Origin of the sequence: Pseudoalteromonas sp. SWYJZ12 (assembly GCF_015864395.1) — a bacterium.
GTDB lineage: Bacteria > Pseudomonadota > Gammaproteobacteria > Enterobacterales > Alteromonadaceae > Pseudoalteromonas > Pseudoalteromonas arctica.
The window spans coordinates 19433-35454 of the sequence record NZ_JADYXH010000029.1; the positions used below are offsets into that span (position 1 = coordinate 19433).

At 38.5% G+C, this 16022-nt stretch carries 18 protein-coding genes; 10 read left to right on the plus strand and 8 right to left on the minus strand.

All coding sequences use genetic code 11. From position 1 onward, the window contains the following. Window positions 1-200 precede the first annotated feature (200 nt). The 3 genes from I6F42_RS18945 to I6F42_RS18955 all read right to left on the minus strand — a co-directional run bounded on the left by I6F42_RS18945 (window position 201) and on the right by I6F42_RS18955 (window position 3879). Entirely contained in the window at window positions 201-2456 is a 2256-nt protein-coding gene (locus I6F42_RS18945) for an aminotransferase class V-fold PLP-dependent enzyme (protein ID WP_197153094.1), read from the minus strand. A 135-nt stretch (window positions 2457-2591) separates the two neighbouring features. Further along, window positions 2592-3668: an AI-2E family transporter gene (locus tag I6F42_RS18950; protein ID WP_197117375.1), complete on the minus strand. Its 1077-nt coding sequence runs from the start codon at window positions 3666-3668 to the stop codon at window positions 2592-2594. Further along, window positions 3661-3879, minus strand: a complete 219-nt coding sequence (locus tag I6F42_RS18955) for a sulfurtransferase TusA family protein (RefSeq protein ID WP_002961455.1) — start codon at window positions 3877-3879, stop codon at window positions 3661-3663. The genes I6F42_RS18950 and I6F42_RS18955 overlap by 8 nt, the downstream gene beginning before the upstream one ends. Before the next feature lie 145 nt (window positions 3880-4024). Here I6F42_RS18955 and I6F42_RS18960 point away from each other — a divergent pair, with 145 nt between their 5' ends. The 5 genes from I6F42_RS18960 to I6F42_RS18980 are packed head-to-tail and all read left to right on the plus strand — an operon-like array spanning window position 4025 to window position 7544. Next, complete coding sequence (locus I6F42_RS18960) at window positions 4025-4690, plus strand: hypothetical protein (RefSeq protein ID WP_197153096.1); 666 nt, start codon at window positions 4025-4027, stop codon at window positions 4688-4690. A gap of 1 nt (window position 4691) precedes the next feature. After that, complete coding sequence (locus tag I6F42_RS18965; RefSeq protein ID WP_007581042.1) at window positions 4692-6149, plus strand: M48 family metalloprotease; 1458 nt, start codon at window positions 4692-4694, stop codon at window positions 6147-6149. A gap of 53 nt (window positions 6150-6202) precedes the next feature. Next, the gene (arsC, locus tag I6F42_RS18970) at window positions 6203-6550 is read left to right on the plus strand and encodes an arsenate reductase (glutaredoxin) (RefSeq protein WP_007581040.1); all 348 of its coding nucleotides are present in this window, start codon (window positions 6203-6205) and stop codon (window positions 6548-6550) included. Next, window positions 6550-7104 carry an NAD(P)H:quinone oxidoreductase gene (gene wrbA, locus I6F42_RS18975; RefSeq protein WP_007581039.1) on the plus strand — a complete coding sequence of 185 codons (555 nt, stop codon included), beginning with the start codon at window positions 6550-6552 and terminating at the stop codon, window positions 7102-7104. Before arsC ends, wrbA begins: the two co-directional genes overlap by 1 nt. After that, the gene (locus I6F42_RS18980) at window positions 7101-7544 is read left to right on the plus strand and encodes a DUF2069 domain-containing protein (protein WP_007581036.1); all 444 of its coding nucleotides are present in this window, start codon (window positions 7101-7103) and stop codon (window positions 7542-7544) included. The genes wrbA and I6F42_RS18980 overlap by 4 nt, the downstream gene beginning before the upstream one ends. Before the next feature lie 82 nt (window positions 7545-7626). Here the strand turns inward: I6F42_RS18980 and I6F42_RS18985 are convergent, their stop codons facing one another. Continuing rightward, window positions 7627-8964, minus strand: coding sequence for an ankyrin repeat domain-containing protein (locus I6F42_RS18985; protein ID WP_010555074.1), 1338 nt, complete (start codon window positions 8962-8964; stop codon window positions 7627-7629). A 230-nt stretch (window positions 8965-9194) separates the two neighbouring features. Continuing rightward, complete coding sequence (locus I6F42_RS18990) at window positions 9195-9788, minus strand: phospholipid-binding protein MlaC (RefSeq protein WP_197153098.1); 594 nt, start codon at window positions 9786-9788, stop codon at window positions 9195-9197. A 244-nt stretch (window positions 9789-10032) separates the two neighbouring features. Between I6F42_RS18990 and I6F42_RS18995 the strand changes: the two genes are divergently transcribed. Together I6F42_RS18995 and I6F42_RS19000 are read left to right on the plus strand one after the other, a co-directional pair. Next, a complete protein-coding gene (locus I6F42_RS18995; protein ID WP_197153100.1) occupies window positions 10033-10569 on the plus strand; it encodes an acyloxyacyl hydrolase in 537 nt (178 codons plus the stop codon). A 107-nt stretch (window positions 10570-10676) separates the two neighbouring features. Beyond that, window positions 10677-10823 carry a DUF2897 family protein gene (locus I6F42_RS19000; RefSeq protein WP_197153102.1) on the plus strand — a complete coding sequence of 49 codons (147 nt, stop codon included), beginning with the start codon at window positions 10677-10679 and terminating at the stop codon, window positions 10821-10823. A 53-nt stretch (window positions 10824-10876) separates the two neighbouring features. On the opposite strand, the gene I6F42_RS19005 is transcribed toward I6F42_RS19000, so the two are convergent. Both I6F42_RS19005 and bamC read right to left on the minus strand, forming a co-directional pair. After that, complete coding sequence (locus I6F42_RS19005; protein ID WP_007583911.1) at window positions 10877-12247, minus strand: YjiH family protein; 1371 nt, start codon at window positions 12245-12247, stop codon at window positions 10877-10879. 66 nt (window positions 12248-12313) lie between these two features. Continuing rightward, on the minus strand, window positions 12314-13375 hold the full coding sequence (bamC, locus tag I6F42_RS19010; protein ID WP_024591010.1) for an outer membrane protein assembly factor BamC: 1062 nt from the start codon (window positions 13373-13375) through the stop codon (window positions 12314-12316). Window positions 13376-13734: 359 nt separating this feature from the next. On the opposite strand from bamC, the gene I6F42_RS19015 reads away from it, so the two are divergent. Continuing rightward, window positions 13735-14268, plus strand: a complete 534-nt coding sequence (locus I6F42_RS19015) for a glycine cleavage system protein R (RefSeq protein ID WP_007583906.1) — start codon at window positions 13735-13737, stop codon at window positions 14266-14268. Between the two features lie 11 nt (window positions 14269-14279). Continuing rightward, window positions 14280-14759 (plus strand): thioredoxin-dependent thiol peroxidase, encoded by a 480-nt coding sequence (gene bcp, locus I6F42_RS19020; protein ID WP_002963124.1) that lies wholly within the window; start codon window positions 14280-14282, stop codon window positions 14757-14759. Between the two features lie 512 nt (window positions 14760-15271). Here bcp and I6F42_RS19025 read toward each other — a convergent pair. After that, a complete protein-coding gene (locus tag I6F42_RS19025) occupies window positions 15272-15928 on the minus strand; it encodes a GIY-YIG nuclease family protein (RefSeq protein ID WP_231616405.1) in 657 nt (218 codons plus the stop codon). Between I6F42_RS19025 and I6F42_RS19030 the strand changes: the two genes are divergently transcribed. Further along, on the plus strand, window positions 15921-16022 hold a 102-nt coding region (locus I6F42_RS19030), incomplete at its 3' end, for a valyl-tRNA synthetase (RefSeq protein ID WP_197152777.1). The genes I6F42_RS19025 and I6F42_RS19030 overlap by 8 nt on opposite strands.

The window sequence follows — 16022 nt, forward strand, 5'->3', positions numbered from 1 at the left end:
AATTAATTTACCCGCAATTTTAAAGGCAACGGGATAGCTTAATCAATCAAAATGAAATATTAATGAATTTTTATCAGCACAATAATTACTTTTTATAGTTATTCACTAATTACTAAGGCTTGTTTACCTTGCGAGCAAATAAACCTTAAAAACAAAAAAATCGGCCCTAAAGCCGATTTTGTATAAATTACAATCTTTGTTTAATTACTAAGCGCTAACCCGCCACTTAGGTTATAAACCGTTTTGTATCCTAGTTGCATTAAATTAGTTGCAGCAATTTTTGAGCGGTTACCACTACGGCATAATAAAATGTACTTGTTATTTTTGTTTAATTGCCCTTCAAATACCGCATTTGCCATTCTGCTAAGTGGTATATTTAATGTTTTTTCATCTAGCGTATTAAATAACTGAGCAACATTATTTGCTCCATGCTCATACGGCTCCCGAGTATCTATTAAATATGTATCGCTGGTGTTTAACATTACTTTAGCGTCATCAAAATTTAATTGCTGTGTATCAACCTCAGGTAACGCATTTACATAACCACACAATTGCGTGTTATCTACTTGTTTTGAAGCGTCGTACTGCTGTTTTTGTATTGCAAATTCATCAACTGAAATACTGCCGCTCACTAACGCATCAAGAAGTGGCGTTTGGTTTTGCTGTACAGCCCAGTTCATGGCAAAACATTGTTGGTAGTCGTGCCCTGAGCAAATAATGCTGGTGCTATTAAGTTGCTCGCTCATTGCTAAAATAGAGCGTGCCATTGCTTTTGCATCCCCACCTATAAGCGATGTATTGCCAAGCCCTGCAGGCAGTATTAAATCACCACAAAAACAGTAACGCGTTTCGCCATTACTGTTTTTTAATAAATAACTTACACTGTCTTTGCTGTGCCCAGGTGTAACTACTTTTTCAAGTACGTCGTTTGCCAAGTTAATACTTGCTGTATTTAGCGGCCAACCTAAAGCATCAACCTCACCTTTTATAACTCTTGATGCAAGAACGCTGGTTAGTAAATTAGTCGCTGACTCTCGCTCTTGATGCAGATGAGTATTAAGCACCGCCGATATAGTTAAGTTTTGTGTATTAGCTATTTTTTCAAAGCGCGGAATAAGCTCAATAATAGGGTCAATTATTACAGCGTGTTTATCATCGCTTACATAAAGCCAACTACATGCACCTTGGTGCCTAAATTGAGTAAGGCCCAGTGCGCATACTTCTTGTTGTGGCGTAGTGCTGTCAGATACGATTAAACAGTTTGCCTGGAGTATTGCTTTTAGAGCGCGAATACGCACACAAGCATCATCAATATCGTGTTGTGTTGCAGCAGGTCCAAACGATAGCCTAATCGCGTTTTCGCTTTGCCACTTACTTGCACCCATTGCATCTAAAACAAAACTTGTTGATGCGCCTGTACTACAAGCCGAGCCTCCACTTACGCGAATTCCCGCAGCGTCAAATAAATCAATCACTTCTTTGCTCGTTAAATCGTTAACAGCAAAGTTAAGTGTGGTAGGCACGCTATAAGCAAAATCATGATTGAATGTAATATCGCCAAAGGTGTCTTTTATCGCGCTTTGTAACTGGCTTCGATAAGAGTTAAGTATGCTAATTGGTTTAAATGTATCGTCTGATTTATCAAGCAACATACTAAATAGCTTATTTAACCCTGCAATACCGGGTAGATTTTCGGTGCCTGAGCGCATTCCACTTTCTTGACCGCCACCCGCTATAAAAGGTGTGTACGCACTGCCACTACGAATATATAAAAAGCCAATACCTTTAGGTGCATAAAGCTTATGCCCCGAAAAAGGTGCGTAGTCTATTGTTGTATCACTCAGCGCGAGCGCTTGTTTACCGAGCGCCTGCACGCAATCCACCATCCACGATACATTTTTATTACGGCTACGAATTACCTGCTCAATAGCAGGTAAATCTTGATATACACCGGTTTCGTTATTAACGGCCATGGTGCAAATCATCAAAGCGTTATCTATATGTTTAGCTATAAAATCTAAATCTAAAATACCGTTACTATCAACCGGAATAGCAAGCACCTCAGCATTAACGTCAAGTACGCTATTCCAGTGTTTAAGTGTATTTGGCACCGCTTTATGCTCAGTAGCACCATATAACAATACGGGGTTTTTAATCGGGTGTTTTTTAGCATCAATTAACGTAGAAACCACCGCAGTTTGAATGCCTTCTGTTGCGCCAGAGGTAAATAAAATATCGCCATTACTTGCGCCAATAACCGTGTGTGCTTTTTGACGTGTTTGTTCTAATAAATGCTTGGCTTGAATACCTGTAATGTGCGGGCTTGAAGGATTACCAAAACATATTTGCATGGTATGAGAAACAACATCAGCAATACAAGGCAACACAGGGGTCGTTGCGTTTGCATCAAGGTAAACTTGTTTTACTGGCTCATCGTGCAATAAAAACTCAGACATTAAAAAACGCACCTTATTACTAAAAAATATATCTTATTACCAATAGTACATAAATTTACAGGTAATGAGTAATAATCAATTAGCACTAGAGGTGCGTTTACTATTCTTTTTTAGACTAAAAGTCTGTTTACTTAATTATTCACTGAGATCTTTACTTATCTCTTCATGCGTTGACGACCAAGCTGTTATTAGCGCTTTTACTAATGAAGCCAACGGGATGGCAAAAAATACGCCCCAAAATCCCCATAAGCCACCAAAAAATAATACCGCGACAATTATAAATACCGGATTTAAATCAACCGCCTCAGAAAACAACAGTGGCACAAGCACGTTGCCATCAAGCGCCTGAATAATTCCGTAAATAATTAAAATGGTCCAAAACTGTGTTTCTAATCCAAACTGAAACAGCGCAACAGCCGCTACCGGAATAGTGACGAGTGCCGCGCCAATAAATGGAATTAATACCGACAAGCCAACAAGCACTCCAAGTAATGCGGCGTAGCGTAAATCTAAAACAGTAAATGCAATAAAAGACACACCACCAACAATTAAAATTTCAAACACTTTACCGCGAATGTAATTCATAATTTGTTGATTCATTTCGTGCCACACTTGCAAAATTAAGCGTCGTTGCTGCGGGATCAGTTTAGCAATACTCCCCGTTAGCTCCAGCTTATCTTTAAGCATAAAAAACACCAGTAACGGCACAAGTACTAAATATATAAGCCACGCAACAACATCTTTTAATGACGTAAGTGAAAACGACAATACAGTTTGACCAAATTCAATGATTTTAGCTTCTACCGTTGCAACAATAGCTTGTACTTGATCTATGTTAATTAAACTTGGGTATTGTTCAGGTAAAGCCATTAAATAAGACTTCCCTTGTTCTAACATATGCGGGGTTTCTTGCACTAAGTTACTGGTTTGCTTCCAAAGCACTGGGCCAATAACCAAAATAAGGGTGAGCATAATGCTAATAAATATCAACATTACAATAATCGTTGCAGTAAAACGTTTTAAGCCAACGCGCTCTAAATGAACAACCGGCCAATCAAGTAAATAAGCAATAACCAATGCTACAAGCACAGGAACAATTAACGAGCCAAAAAAGTAAAGTAAGGCCACTGAGGCTAATAATAAAAATAATAAGGTAGACGAATGAGGATCCGAGAACTTCCTTTCGTACCATGTTTTTACGTATTCAAACATGTAATGGCTCCACTAATAACAACCCACGTTGTTTATCAAAATTGTAACTATAAGCATTTTTTTGCAAAAAACGTTCAATATCGTTCGCACTTTCACCTTTATTAAGACTAAAAGTGATACGTTGTTTTGAAGATTGCGCACTTCGTAGCGCAAGTTTAAACTGCACAAATTGCTGAGGGCATTTAAACTCTTTTAAATCGCGCTCTACCATAACTACTTTATCCGTATAGTAAATGAATAATAAGTCGCATATTTACGGTCAATATACTTATATACCCAAACCGTTGTAACTTTTTGTTAAAACAATACCTGCAATAGTTTATCCTTATAACATAACTAGCAGTAAGGATAAGTTAATGCCTGGCACGCATAATAAAGCGCAACTACCCAGTAATCCAACACTCAAAGAGATTAATTGGTTTAAAAAGCAAATTAACTGGGGCGAACTACCTCCTTTTTATCACCTTGTTGCCTCATCAATAAGCGAATCAGAAGGGATTTTAGATCATGGATTCGATAATGCAGTTAAACAACTTATAGATAAACGCAATTGGAACTTAGATTTATTAGAAGGCCATGAAGACAGCCTTGGTGTAATACACACTAAGCACAAACCACGTGTTGCGCTGCACCAGGTGTTTACAGATAGGGGCTTTGAATTGTGGGCACAGCCTTATGCTAAGGATGTTATTGTTGACCAATACATAAAAAATAATCGCTTTATGGAGTTTAGAGTGTGGGATCCGCATTCAATGAAAAACCTAATCAGAATAAACCAATTGCACAAGTTTATTGGCTTTTATTTTGAACGGGGCGACAAAGCAGATAAAGCCATTATTTTACATGCACATAAAGTAGTACATAAAATTATTACTTTTTTGCAGCGAGAATTGAACGTTGTAAAGCTTGATGGAGTCACAATAAAAGAACTATACCAATTGTGCGAAAAAGACAGCCGTGCAAGCAGTGACGAAATAGACATAGCCAAAATTGCAATTGGCGAACAAATTAACAAGGAATAAAATGCAGCTAAAATCAGCATTTATCACTTTATGCAGTGCCGCGCTTACGTTTAGCTTATTAGTAAGCGAACCTTTAAAAGCGCAAACCAACTTTACACTTCCTGATTTAGGAACATCTGCATTACAAGCACTGCCACTTGAAAAAGAACAAGCTATTGGCGAAGTAATGATGATGCAAATACGAGGTTCATCGCCAGTTATAAACGATCCTGTGCTAGATGAATACCTCACGACTATTGGCCGTAAACTTGTTGCTAATGCTAACGATGTACGTTTTCCGTTTTCGTTTTTTTGGATAAATAACTCAGAAATAAACGCGTTTGCATTTTATGGCGGGCATGTAGGTGTACACACCGGGTTAATAGCTCAAGCCGATAACGAGAGCCAGTTTGCTTCGGTACTTGGTCACGAAATTGCTCACGTAACACAGCGCCACTTAGCACGTAGAATACAGCAACAACAAGATAACAGCGCGCTGACCATTGCCGGCATGATTGCAGGTATATTAGCAACCGTTGTTGCACCCGACGCGGGTATTGCCATTATATCTGCCAGCCAAACACAATCTGCTTTTAGTCAGTTAACGCATAGCCGCTCAGCTGAGCAAGAAGCTGACCGCATAGGCATGCAAACACTTAATAATGCAGGATTTGATCCCCGTGCATCGAGTGAGTTTTTAACTAAACTTGCAGCGCAAATTCGCTATAAATACAAGCCACCAGCATTTTTGCTAACTCACCCATTACCAGAGAGTCGTGTATCAGATGTACGTTTGCGTGCAGAGCAATTTCCTGTGCGCCTTATGAATGCGAGCCTTGAGTTTAATTTAGCAAAAAGTCGAGTGCTTGCCCGCTATGACAACAAACCGGAAAACGCAGAAGATCTATTTAGAAAGCTACTGCGCGAAAACACCTACAACAACACTGCATTAAAGTATGGCTTAGCCATAAGCTTGCTTGATCAAAAAAAGCTTGATGAAGCAGCGCCAATATTAGACGAGCTTTTAAAAAACGATCCTAAAAACTTATTTTATATAGATACCCATACCGATTTACTTATTGCACAAAAAAAGGCAGATGAAGCCGTTAAGTTTTTAGCGGATTTAAATCAGTATCGCCCTAATAATCAGGTAATTACACTTAACTATGCCAACTCAGCACTTGAAGCTGAGCAATATGAGCTTGCTGAAAATATTTTAAAGAGTTTTTTACTCGAAAAGCCAGATCATAACTTAGGCAAACAACTCCTTGCCGACGCGTATAAAAAACAAGATAAATTAGCCTCTTATCACGAAGCTAACGCCGATGTATTAGCGCAATATGGTGCTTATTTAAAAGCCGCAGACGAAGTACAAAAAGCACTAAACTTTGTAGAGCCTACTCAACTTGTAAAGCAACAACGTTTAAAAGCACTACTTACCCAGTATCGACTTTTACAAAAAGAGCTTGCAAGACTTTAAGTCTGCAAGCGCTTACCCTAAAATAGACGCAATTCACACTTTGGAATCATTTTATGTCTGTTACTATTTACCACAACCCACGTTGTTCTAAATCACGCGAAACGCTAGCACTACTGCAAAGTAAAGCAATAGAGCCAAGTGTTGTAGAGTATTTAAAAACGCCTCTTACACACGAGCAAATTTCAACGCTTGTAATCCAACTTGGTTTTTCATCCGTACGTGAATTAATGCGCACAAAAGAAGATGACTACAAAGCACTTAATTTAAAAGATGAAAGCAGTGAATCAGCATTAATAGATGCCATGGTACAAAATCCAAAACTAATTGAACGCCCTATTGTAGTGAATAACAATAAAGCAGCGATTGGTCGTCCACCAGAAAACGTACTAAGCGTTTTATAATGAGTGCAACCATAGTGGTGCTTTATCACTCAAGCCATGGCTCAGTTGAAGCAATGGCTCACGAAATAGCAGAGTCGATAGAGCAACAAGGTGCTACAGCACTGCTTCGCACCTTTGTGGCTAAAAATGCGCACGACATTGTGATCACCAAAGATGATTTAATAAATTGCGATGGTTTAGCATTTGGTACACCAACCCGATTTGGCATGATGGCCTCTCAAGCTAAAAGCTTTTGGGAAACCACCAGCGACTTATGGTTAAAAGGTCAGCTAATAGATAAGCCAGCATGTGTGTTTTCGTCATCAAGCAGTATGCATGGTGGTAATGAAGCAACCTTACTTAACTTATCTCTGCCACTATTACACCACGGTATGATGCTACTGGGCGTGCCGTACGATGTACCCGAACTACTTGCAACACAAACAGGTGGAACACCATACGGTGCAACACACGTTGCTGGCAGCGCTAATAGTGCACAGCTAAGCAAAGACGAAATTAAAATATGCCAAAGCGTTGGTAAACGCCTTACTCACATTGCGAGAAAACTTAAATGAATACAGCTGACAACCCAGCTAAAAAGCCGATTACAGTAAAGTTTCAGCGTGCCGCACTATTTGGCTATGTAGGTTTACTTGTTCTTATTCCACTGTGGATGTATTTTGTGCCACCTCTAAATGGTAATGCGAGTTTAGTGTCTTTATTTTTGCCTATTATTCCGTTACTACTGCCGCTAAGAGGCATAATTAAAGATAATACATACACTTATGCGTGGGCTAACTTTGTTGTAATGTTGTATTTTATTCACGGACTTACCATGCTGTGGGCCGCTCCTGATGAATTAATTTGGGTATTGCTAGAGCTTGTGTTTGCCTCTTCAATGTTTATTGGCTGTACTTACTACGCAAGACACCGCGGACAAGAACAAGGTTTAAAAATCCGTAAGCTTAAAGAAGAACTAGCTGAAGAAAAAGCAGCAAATGAGCACGGTAAATAAGGCTTAACCATAAACGGTTATAAACACAAAAAACGCGCTTAAATTGCTTTAAGCGCGTTTTTTATTAGCTGTTTAAAAGTGACTAAACTAAATCACTTAAGGCAGCTAGCACCACAATACTCGCCAACCCTATTTGAGCAATTAAGCTAATAAACGAAAAGCCTCTAAGCACAAATAAACCCCAAGGGTGTTTAATATGTGGATATAACGCACAGCGTTTTAAAGTGGTCGCAAAGAAAAAACAAATCACTGCCGCCATAGTTAAACTCAGCGTTAGCTCACTTTTAATAGAGAGTGTTTCATCAAAAAAGAAGAACAACTGCAAAGGCAGCAATATAGTGACAATAGCGTGCAGCACATGTACTTTTTTAATGCGATCAAACTGCCCTTCCGGCGAAAGCTCTTTAATACCAAAGTCACGCTCTAAGCATTTAACTAAGTTATTAGCTTTAATACTAACCGCCAAACGGTAACAACTTAAACCTTCTTTATTGCGCGCTCTAAAGTTATAGCCTGCTTTAATAAGCAGCACCATTAACGATTCATTTTTAGCAAATACAGCGTAATGAAGTGCTGTGTTACCTAAATTATCAACCGCTTTTTTGTCTTGCTTTGCAAGTAGCGTTTCAACCACATTTACAAAGCCTTTTTCGGCGGCCCACATAAAAGCTGTTTTATTGTTTTCATCAGCAAGAACACCTGTAGCGCCTTGCTCAATAAAACGCATTGCCATTGTTTGCTTGGCTGTTTTTTTACGCAGGTGCGTTAATAATGCTTTTTCTAGCAGTACAACAGAGTCAACATCAGGAGAAACCTGTGTAAGCAACGTAAAATAGTCTTTACCCGCTGCTACTTTTTCGCTGGCAAGTTCAGAAAGAGTATCTAAATCAGCAATAGACTCTGGAATAAACGCACTTAAGCGCTCTCTAAAATCAACTTCTTTCCAAAGGGCTAATGTATCTTTTGCCGAAAGTTTACTTTTATTATTTAGCGCATGCTCAATTAACGTGAAATAGCGTTTACTAAAAAACAAATCGACTAAAGACAGTGGCGTATCTATGGTATTTTGTGCAGCCACACTTGCGTATTTTTCAAGGCGCTGGCATAGCATAAGCACTAAGCTTTCAGGGGTGTATTCATTATCATAGTAATGGCTTTTAACCGCACTAATATACGCTTGTGCGTCTTCGTCATATTCAGAGATATGTTGAAAGTAACATTCTTCAAATGGTTCTAGCGGGGTTAGCCATGCCAAATAATAAATAGGCGGTAACACGGTGGTGCATACACCATCGTCTTCATTTGTAGAACGACAAGCAGGCCAAGCTTCCAAAGCATCTAAAATAAAGGCACCGTTTTGTTCTACCAGTCCTTTAATAAGTAATGGGTATTCCTTTGGCCAAATCAGTACATTTTCCATTAAAACAACACAACTCCAGTGTGGCTTGGGGGTGGTAAGTTATATCAGTTTTTAGCTGACACCACGCTTAATCAAAGTGTCGATATTCTAGCACACCTTTGTTTTGCTGCTAGCGCAAAATTACGCAATAACAACAATCCTTTACTTACAAATATAAAAACGGCCAAGTACATAAGTAATTGGCCGTTTTTGAGGTTGGAGTTGGGCTTAATCAGAGCCAGACAAATAGTCTATTTACTTTTTAACTCGCTAATAACTTGATCTAAACCCACTTCAGAAATACGTTGAATAATCTCTTTTTGCTTAGCACTTAATAGTGAAATGCCTTCGGCAACAATATCGTATACTTTCCACTCATCATTTTTACCTAAACGAAGCTTAAAACTTAAGTCGATTGTAGGCGCATTTGGCTCAATAATTTGTGTATTAACTGTTGCGTACTCAGAGTCACTTTTTGCGTTATTACGCTCAAATACTACTTTTTGACCTGTGTACTTCATTAGTGCACCGGCGTATGTGCCTGTTAAGTAATGCTCTACTGCATCAATAAATTGAACTGCCTGTTCGCGCTCAATGCCTTTAATGTGCTTACCTAATAATTTAAACGACACAAACTTAACATCAATATGTGGCATTAAACGTTTTTCAACAATGGCAGCCATCGCTTCTTTGCTTGCTGTGCCTTTTGAATTTACTTGGCCAATGTCTGCAAATAGCTTATCGGCTACTGATTCAAGTAACTGATCTGGCGATTGCTGAGTTTGTGCAAATAACGAACTACTAAAAAAAGCAGTGGCTAAAACGAATAGTTTAAAGAGTCTCATAATTGTATATGTCTGTGTGATTAAGATGGCTGTAATTTACGCGAACTATACGCAATAAAAAAGGCACAAATAAGCAATTTATTAATGCCCAAATCGCACCAATAAAATAACTAAAATAAATTCAAGCAGTTAGAAACCTCCATTAACAGGCCATATACAACCGGCATTTTGTCCTCATTGTAATTGTTAATAGGTCGCCCTTATCATTTAGTTATCACTTGAATCAGACAAACATTTGGCACCTATGAAAACGTCACTTAAAACACTTATTATCTCTTTTGTATTAGTAGTTTCACTTTTTGGCAAACTTGCTTTTGCTCAATCGAACCACGGTTATGCCGTTGATTTTCTCAAAGGCGAAGGTAACGTAAACGGCGTTAAGCTTGCGTATCAGTATCATGCACCTAGCATGCAAAATATAATTGGTGATGCACACTTTTACTTTGAAACCAGCGTAAATATGTGGGAATACCGCCACGGCGATGAAACACAATCAAACTTAGTACTTGCTATGTCACCTGTGCTGCAATTTCCTGCATTTAGTTTTAACAACACCCCATTTTATGTAGAAGCCGGGATTGGTGTATCACTGATTGATGAAACGCAGTTTGCCGGTAAAAACATAAGTACTCACTACCAATTTGAAGACCGCATAGGCCTTGTTGCCGACTTTGGTCATACTAATGTTGCCCTTAGAGTTATTCACTATTCAAACGCAGGCTTTAAAGAGCCAAACCCAGGGCTTAACTTTTTAACGCTTTCGGTAGCTAGACGTTTTTAAGGTTATTGATTGCGTTTAAAATTATTGATTGTGTTTTGAGTAATTTAATTGCTGTTATAGCGTAAAACGGTCACACTTAAACGTACTAAATATTAAGTGATACTGCGATGCAAACTTGGCATATTGTAATTATTGTCGCCGTTGTTTTTGCTATTGTCATTGGTAATATTGCGCTGATTAAACTCTCTGCAAAAACGGAGTTTAAAAAGCCCAACGCCAATATTAAAAATACAACAGACACAAAAAAGCCCTGATTAATCAGGGCTTTTTTAATAATACCAATTCGCTTAATTATATTTTCGTTAATTTAGCCTACTAACCAATGCGCCATTAGCGCAATAACAGGTAAAGTAATTAGCGTTCGCAAAATAAATATAATAAACAACTCTAAAATATTTACCGGTATTTTACTGCCAAGTAAAAGTGCGCCCACCTCAGACATATAAATAAGCTGAGTTACACTCATTGCGGCAATAATAAAGCGCGTTACATCACTTTCAATAGTCCCTGCTGCTAATATTGACGGAATAAACATATCAGCAAAACCAACCATAATAGTTTGCGACGCAGCTGCCGCTTCGGGTACTTGTAATAACTCTAAAAATGGCACAAACGGCATACCTAAATACTGAAATATAGGCGTATGCTCAGCAATGATCAGTGCAAATGTACCTACCGCCATAACCACAGGCAATACACCAAACACCATATCAAGCGCGTTATGTAAGCCCTCTTTTATAGTACCTTTAACACCCGTTGAGTTATCTGCTTTAGCTAATGCAACATCTAACGAATGACCAAATAAGGTTTTATGACCCGGAATTGTTTCAGCGTCTCTATCTGGCTCAGTACCATCAATCAGTAAGTCTTTTTTAAAGCGCAGTGGCGGTAATCGCGGCACAATAATAGCGGCAACAATACCGGCTAAACATACCGTTGCGTAAAACGGTGCAAATAGGTATTCAAGTTTAACTTGCCCAAGCACCACTAAACTAAACGTAATTGAAACCGCTGAAAACGTAGTACCAATAATAGCCGCTTCGCGTTGTGTATAGTGCTTTTGATCGTACTGCCTTGCAGTCATCAAAATACCCACACTACCATCACCTAACCACGATGCAGTACAGTCAACCGCACTTCTACCCGGTACACCAAATACAGGGCGCATTACTTTAGTCATTAACGTACCAGCAAGCTCTAGTAGACCAAAGTTAATTAATAGCGGCAGTAGTAAGCCCGCTAAAATAAATACCGAAAACAACACTGGCAGTAAGTCATTTAATACCAGCGCGCCAGTATTGGCCGAGGTAATCATCTCGCTGCCTAGGCTTAAGTACGTCATTAAACCAAACGCCATACCAAATAAGCGCACCACCAGCCATGTCCAGCTCACATCAAATAAATGCTTTAACAAAGGTGAGTTACATATAGCGGCGGGTTTAAACACTTTAGTAATTACAGAAATAACCCCTGTAATACAAATAATGAGAGTAATAATTGCTTGAGCAGAGCCAAGCATCATTGCTTGAACCGCTTTTGCCATAACGGCAATAGGAATGGTCATCCCTTGCGAGGTACTAATGGGTGTCATAAATAAAAACACACCAATTAACGAAGGAACCAAAAAAGTAAACCAAGTGCGCCACGTGTAGTGTGAACGATGAGGTAGCTGAGACATATTTATTAACCTATAAAAACCACAAAAAGAGCATAGCGCTCTTTTTGTGGTAAAACTTATTATTATTTAAATTTTAATGCCGCGCTGAATGAGTGCTGCTTCTAATGCTTGTTGTAAACCATTCATAGTACCTGGCTCAAGCGTTTCGCCTTTATCATCCATCCACGTTAAGCTAGTACCGCCTTCTTTAGTTTTACTTACTAAAATTTGGTATTGGCCTTCATCAATAGGTAGTTGAGCTACGTCATCACCCCAAATTGAATCCCAAACACTTGTTTCTGGTTTAGTGTAATCAGCAGTAATTAAGCCCGTATCTGGGTTAATTTCAACAATAGTGAACGACAAGCGCTCTAAAAATCCAGAGAAACGGTCAAACACAGCTTCGTAAGATTGCTCAGTTACAAGTGCTGCATTACCTTTGTTATCAAAGCCCATTTCAAGAGAAATAATACCTTGGCGTTTACGCATATCAACTTCAAGTTGACGGTAACGGTAATCAAACTCGCTCACTACTTGGTTAAGCGCACGTACTTCTAACTGCTGTTTTAACAAATCAGTTAGCGTATGGTCGCCTTTAAAATCTATCAGCTCTACACGTAAAGACGCAGTACGCTGATGTGACTTTTCTTCAATAGTGAATCTAAATTTTTCTAAGTCATCGTTAACTTCATCGCCCCACCACCAAAAACCTTCTTCGGTTTTAATGATTGAGTACCAATCAGTTTCAATAGTACCTAGTAGCTTGTCTTCTTTAGTAGTTCCTGCATTGTTATCAGCGAGGACTGATTGAATCGTGTCCCAAAGAAATTCATCTAAATCAGCAATGCCATCGTTTTTATCAAAATAAATACGCGCTTGTTTATCTGTCTCTTCTACCCAACTGCCTTTAGCAATTGTTAATACTTGTGCCGGTGGGCGGTAATTTGTAGCTTCAGGATTGTTGTCGTATTGACCTACATCCATTTTATAAACTGGGTCTTGAGCTGGTTGAGATAACGACGTTGGTGCTTTTACAGGCTCATGCGTACGATAGTTACGTTCGTCATGTGCCTTATTAATAAATACACTACACCCTGATAAACTTACCAATACACTTACTGCAAGTGCTTTTGGGATCCAATACTGCACAGATATTTCTCCTTAGCATACCCTTTAATTGTTTTAACAAATATATGAGTGGGTAATGCCGATTTGGTTCAGTGTAAAATCAATATTAACTTTACATTTATTATTTGGCTGCCTAAATGCAATAAAGTTCAGCACTTCAACTTAGCAATAAAACTAAGCGCAAATAAGCAAATTTTAGCTATGGTACTTTCCCGTGCCAGTAAAAACAAGAAACACCGCACTTTAAAAGCGCTTAATTAGCGTGTGCTGTAGTTTAGAGCCCTTTTTGTGTTAAACTTCGCCGCCGTGCAACTTCTCGTGTGTATTTTTGGTGTTGCCAACTCGGTTGATATAATCCAAGTAACAAGGTATTTGAACTCATGACTGCATTTTCAAATCATCAAATTGTTTTAACAGCGATTGGCGAAGACAGACCCGGTATTGTAAGTGAACTAACCCAACTGGTTAGCGATTGTCACTGCAACATTATTGACAGCCGTATTGCTATTTTAGGCTGCGAATTTACCTTCATAATGCTACTAAGCGGCGACATGTCGGCAATAAGCCGCATAGAGCACGTACTACCAACTAAAGCCATGGAACTTGGCCTGCTAACCATGATGAAGCGTACAGCGAGTCATACTCCTAGCGAATTTTGTGCAGGTTACACACTAGAATACACAGGCATAGACACACCTGGCACATTGAGCAAAGTAACGCGCTTTTTTGCCGACAATAATATTAGTATTTGCTCACTTAAGTCAGACACTTATTCCCAAGAAGACAACATTAAAATGCGTTGTGAACTTGAATTCAACATACCTGTTGATGTAGATATAGATCAATTTAAAATTAGTTTTGAGAGCCTTTCTCACACACTAAACGTAGATTATATTTTTAAACGAATTCGTTAAGGATGCTAAACATGAACACAATTAGTCCATTACAAGCTGGCGATACTGCACCCGCTTTTAGCCTACAAAACCAAAACGACGAAACAGTAACATTAAGCGAGCTGTTAAAAGAGCAACAAGTGCTTGTGTACTTTTACCCTAAAGCGTCAACGCCGGGCTGTACTGTACAAGCCGAAAACCTACGCGATGAGCAAGCACAGCTTGCTAAATTTAACACCCGCGTTGTAGGTATTAGCCCAGATCCAATTAAGCGCCTTAAAAACTTTGAAACTAAAAAAGAGCTTAACTTTGACCTATTAGCCGATGAAGACCACGCCATTGCTGAAGCATTTGGTGTATGGGGCTACAAAAAGTTTATGGGTAAAGAGTACGATGGTATTCACCGCCTAACGTTTTTAGTAGGCCAAGACGGTAAAATAAAACACCTATTTGATAAGTTTAAAACTAAAGATCACCATCAAGTAGTGTTAGATTATTTAGCTGCAGAATAAGTTTGTGGCAGAATAAGCTAGCGGCTAAGTAAGTTAGCTACCAGCTATTAGACAAATACAGAAAAGCGTTGCTCAAGGGCAACGCTTTTTTTATGCCTATACATTTGCGCTATATAAAAACTTAAATAGTAATTGAGTAAATAATTTGTTAAAACTGCCAAAGCACTTATTATTAGCACCTTGCCAATTGGATATTTAAACCTTGAATAAAAGCCTAAAATTTAAACTTTATTTAACTGCATTAATCATCTGTATTATTGGTTTTAACTTTTCAGAACCAAGTATGCAATTTTACTCAAACCCGTTTTATATCGGTAGTTTTGTTTTTGCTATTGCGCTTATAATCTCTGTAATTAATTACGTCTGCCCTGCCTGTAAGAAAAACCAAGTAATGCGCTCTATTTCTAGTTATAAGCTTCCCACTAACGATTGTTATAATTGCGGGAAAGAAATTGATGAAAAAAACTAATTCACCTACTTTGTCTTAATACATGAAACTAAATAAGAAAGAGTTAAGCAACCGCATTACATTGTAAGTTTTTCTCTATTGCTAAACTCTCACGATACTCAGAAGCTTCAGCTTTTAAAGTCCAATGAACATCTTTAATCCCATTGCCCTCTACAGCTTTCTTAACTTCTGATATTGTAGTTTTGAAAAATTCTTTCCTTGAATTTATTTTATTCACTGAGTAAATATCAAAACGGCGATGAAGTTCTTTTTCTAAAGATGGCGCATCTTCACTAAATATCATCGCATGAACATCAAAGGAAAAAGGAACAGATGCATCGCCTAGTTCTTTGACACGATCCATAGGCTCAAGTCTTCGGGTCATACCAATTTTGAATACCTCTTCACCAAAACTGCCTACATTGCTTATTACGTATACATGCCCTCTTCGGGTTTGTTGTGCCATCGACATAGCTCTTTGACCTTTATCTTCTGCTTCTTTTAATTGCTTTTCTAGATCAAGTAATTTCGCTTCATAGTCGGCTCGCTGCTCATCATTTGCAGTAGAAAGTTCTTCTCGTGCTTTTTTCAAAGCTTTCTGAAGTAAGCGTTCTTCTTTTTCGGCTTCTTTCTTTGCTTTCTCAATATCTCTTAAAGCCTTTTCTTCTTCCCTTGTCTCGTCCTGAAATGTGTTTACACATTTAGGATTTATTATGACCAAGTCAAATAATACACCGATCAAACGAACACAACGAGATTATTCATTAGGCTTTAAATTACAAGTTGTCGACGCTGTAGAAAAAGGCGATATGACT